This window comes from Candidatus Nitrosarchaeum limnium BG20, from assembly GCF_000241145.1.
Lineage (GTDB): Archaea > Thermoproteota > Nitrososphaeria > Nitrososphaerales > Nitrosopumilaceae > Nitrosarchaeum > Nitrosarchaeum limnae.
The window spans coordinates 1-4,781 of sequence record NZ_AHJG01000166.1 but is presented as its reverse complement, the minus strand read 5'-3'; the positions used below and the strand labels follow the sequence as shown (position 1 = coordinate 4,781).

Below are 4,781 nucleotides of genomic sequence, written 5' to 3'. Positions count from 1 at the left end.
GGGTAAAACCAGACTATTCTCACGGTTCAAAGGAATTTACAGTTATTAGCAAAGAGAAATCCTTCTCGTTAACTGTAAATAACTATGCGTCTAGTCATACAGCAAAATTCTCTATTTTTGATGGAATAAAATGGGTTCAAGTTGACTCTAAATCAGAAATTCCACAGGAATGGACGCATCTTACAGCATCATTTAGCAACAAAACAATCAGCATCTATGTTAATGGATCCCTTGAAGGCACAAAACAACTAGAAAAAATTCCTTCATTATCCTTGATTGGAAAACTAGAATCAGTTGATGTTGAGCATATTTCATCAGAAAATGATATTGTAGTTGGTGCCTACATCTCAACAAAAGGAAGTTTTACACAAACAAACAACTTATTCTCAGGTCTGGTAGATGATGTTCTTTTATTTGATACCCCTCTCTCAATCTTACAAATAGAGCAATTATACTCCCAAGGTATTTCCACGCATGGTTTAACCCAGACAAAAAGTATAGATGAAATTTTAAAAGAAATTGAGCGTGAGGCTGGTCTATACGTACAAAACAACACACAATCTCTACAGGAACAACTATCTCTCTCAGATACACTCACATTCTCTTATTCCCAGGCACAAAATACTGTAAACCCACCAATTTTATCCTCACTAAACTCTCTACAGGAACAACTATCTCTCTCAGATACACTCACATTCTCTTATTCCCAGGCACAAAACACCACCTTAACAAGTCTAGTGGTACCAAATGCAACACCTATTTTGATACCTACAAAGGAGGTTTACTCTATTACCGAAGATGCTCAAATCTTACTCGAATTCTATAATGAATCAGAAGCCCTTGCCAAGGAATTTGAGGACTTGGATAAAGTCATAGAATTAGCCAATTCTGACACTAATACATCACTAGATCAAACATCACCAACTGACTTTTTGGGACTATTTTTATTGTCAATTCCAGAGGCCGATGGAGCTAAAGACGATGGCAGCTCTATTAAGGTAAAAAATCAAAGAACTTCGAGATCAAATATCTCAAATCAAACAAAGAGAGAAACTATCAAAAGATGATTTACATACAATCAAAGACAAAATAAAACTCTTAATTGAACAACTAAAAGATGAGTCAAAGATATCAAAAAACAAAAGCAAATTGAAAAATTAAATTCTGTAATTACAAAACTTGAAAAAATAACAAACGAGAATAAAATTCAAAAAAATAACTGGAAAGATAAAGAAACTATTACAGCTGAAGTCTATGATGCACACAACAATAAAGTAAATCTAAATGTAACATTTGAAAAACAGAGAGAAGGTAAATTTGACATAAAGATTGATCCTACAAATGCAAAACCAGGAATTTACAAAATCAAAACAATTCTAACTATTAACGGAAAACAATTTACCAATGAAAGTGAGTTTGCATGGGGTCTTGTAACCGTCAATACAATGAAGAGTATTTACAAACCAGGAGAACTTGCTGCACTTGATATTGTTGTTCTAAATGGCACAGGAGCTCCTGTTTGTCCTGCAAACATTACAATGCAAATTACAGATCCAAACTTTTCATTAACTGTTTTATCATCTGATAATGTTATTCAAAGCTCTTGTGGTTTGTATCTTGCAAATTATCCTACAACAATTGCAGGAAATTATACAATTAACATTCAAGCTGAGACAGGAAACGGAATTGTAAACTTTGCAACATATTTCACAGTTCTTGATCATTATGATTATGATATCATAAGATACACTGATAGTAAAATTGATCCATTTACTGATCCAAATGAGTTTGATGTAGATATTGATATTACATCATTTGTAGGTAACAATGAGCTTACAGTTCACGAATATGTCCCATCTTCATTTAATGTATTTAATACTGATGCTGTAATAGAAACAATCGGAAACCAAAAAGTACTGACATGGAAAAAAACACCACAAGATGGATTTGTTGATACATTTGGATACTCTTACTCTGTCCCACTTGTGACACCTGAATTATACACTTTAGGTAAAATGCAAATTGATCAGTCAGGAATTCCAACCTTTACTGAAGCTAGAAACTGGTTTGTCGCAGTTGACCCTCATTTTATAATTGATACAAGTGTAACTACCAATGATGACAGATGGCAAGATGCTGCCAAGAGAACTGTAGCAGTTAACGGAACTCACATTTACACATTTTTTATTGATTTGGAACAAGATATTGCCTACAGATATTCCACTAATGGTGGACTTAGCTGGAATTATGGAGGCGAATTGGAATCTTCATCTCTCCTCTTTTTAGGATTGGCAGCATGGTATGAATCTGATACACCTGGTAGAACTTCCAAACTTATCCACATTGCAGCATATGATGGTGGAAGCGACTCAATGTATTACATAAAATTTGATCCTACAACTAGCACCATTATTACACCATTAACTAACATTGGAGATGGTTCAGGAAATGCGTTTGGTACTTTAGATGATTCAGGTAATGTTTCAATTACTGTTAGTACTAATGGTACGCTTTATGTTGGAACAGTTGATAATGCAAATCCCTCTACCAATATGGCACGTGTCAGAGCAAGTATTGATGGTGGTACCACTTGGGTTAATGCCGGCGTTAAATTATCCATATGGGGAAGCGATGACGGTAGTGATTCTGTCGTATTGTTACCTTTGCCTAGTAACAATATTTTGCTAGTCTCACTAGATGTAAGTGCAGATGTATTACGTTCTAAAGTATACAACAGCTTATCTGATACTTGGGATTCTACTTGGACTACTATTGATACGGGAGTTGCTGATAATACCGCTTATGATCATGCAGTTTCAGGAACAGTTGATAAAGTAACAGGTGATGTTTATGTCACCGCAGTTCCAAATGTTGCCGCTGTTACTACTAGTAAAGTTAAACTGTATAGCTATAATGGTGCATCTTGGAATACCAGTTTACCTGATGTAATTGGTACTACTACTGGTAGAGCCTTTGTAGATACATCATTAGGTATTGATGAAGATGCAAGAAAACTGTATGTAATCTACAATTATGGTACTGTAGCTACTTCAACTAATGTTTACTACAAATCTTCACCCATTTCATCTATAAGCTGGGAAAATGAAAAGCAACTAACAAATTCTACAAGCAACTTTAGAGGACTAAGCATTAACAGCAATACCGAAGAACTATTGTATGCAGATTTCTTTAATACAGATCCAAATCAACTGCATGGAACAACTGTACTGAAAAAACCACTCAACAAAGAAATAATGAAAATTTCTGATTCTATTAGTACTAAAAAAACCGCTTCAAGAACACTTTCAGAGACACTAAGTGCTTCAGATTCCATTTTTGGAGCAAAATCTACAACTCTTACAGAGACAATGTCTATCTCTGATGTTGTCACAACAAAAAAACCACTATCTATAATTACATTAAGTGAGACTTTATCCATCTCTGATTCTATTAGTACTAAAAAATACACTTCACGAACACTTTCAGAGACACTTGTATTATCTGATGTGATAGATGCTGCCAAGACAAAACCAGGTGACGATCCTGACACGCGACCAAAAGTTAGAGTATTGACAGGTACAAGCTCTTCTACGACATCAACAGATGTGCCTATCACTCCTAGTCTTGAGGATGCAACCAAAGCATTTGCAATGTGTACATTTAGTCACGTTTCACAGGACAGACACAGTAAAACATTTAGAGCATGGGAAATTACCAGCGCTTCTAATCTCAGAATCTATGCATCAACTGCATCTGTTGATTCTGTAGATTACGTATGTAATATTATTGAATTTGGTAGCGCCTCTACTGTTAAAGGCCAAACATCTACTTTCACACAAAGTGCAGGAGGAAGCACTACAGTTTCTACTCCGCTTAGTATACCTGTAGATATTGCTGAAACAATGGAATGGTATCAGGGACATGTTCATAATCAAAATGATAATGGAATTGGAACATATGAGCTTGACAGAGTTAGACTAACTAGTACAACTAATTGGGAATGGAAAGTAATTACAGCTCCCACAACTGGTCCTCAAAACAATATACTTGGTGTACTTGACTGGAATAATCTAAACGTCAAAGTCCAAAGAGGAACAACTACAATTGCATCTAGTACTACATCAAAAACACTTACTGCAGGTACTGACTTTACTGGAACTGCAGCTGACAGATCAAGAAGTCTCTTGTTTGTATCTTTTGTAAAAGAGTCGGCTACTTCTCCTTTTGTTCCAAATACATCATACATAAGAGCAACAATTGATAGCTCTGGTAATCTTGTATTTACAAGAAACACATCTGAAGCTACAGTAATTACAATCAACTGGACCCTAGTACAACTTCCAGTAGATTATGCAAACATTAGACATGGAGTGCATACCCAGTCTTCTGGTACTGCAAATAATACATTTGATTTGACTTTGGGAGATTCTGTAAATCTAGCCAGATCATTTGTTATTGGTACTGTATGTACACCATTTGGATGTGGTTCAGGTAGTAGCTCTTCAACAACAGGTGGTGCAATAGATCGATTACAAGCAACATTAACACTTGATGATGCAGATACAGTTAGAGTAACTAGAGGAGATGGAACAGATTCATTTTCTGTAGGATATCAGGTAATAGAATTTTTACCAAAAAAGAGAATTGTCACAGAAACATTATCTCTATCTGATAAAATTTCCACAAAAACAGTGTTTAAAAGAACATTATCTGAGACATTAACAGCATCTGATATAGTATCAACAAATACAGGTAAAACTCGAAATCTTTCAGAAACACTA

2 protein-coding genes are annotated in these 4,781 nt (G+C 35.2%); both read left to right on the top strand.

Annotated features, from left to right (window positions below; translation table 11 throughout):
- Window positions 1–1,067, top strand: a 1,067-nt coding sequence (locus BG20_RS05005; RefSeq protein ID WP_010191742.1) for a LamG-like jellyroll fold domain-containing protein, incomplete at its 5' end; no start/stop codon positions are given.
- Window positions 1,068–1,445: 378 nt separating this feature from the next.
- Window positions 1,446–4,781, top strand: a 3,336-nt coding sequence (locus tag BG20_RS05000) for a hypothetical protein (protein WP_048097078.1), incomplete at its 3' end; no start/stop codon positions are given.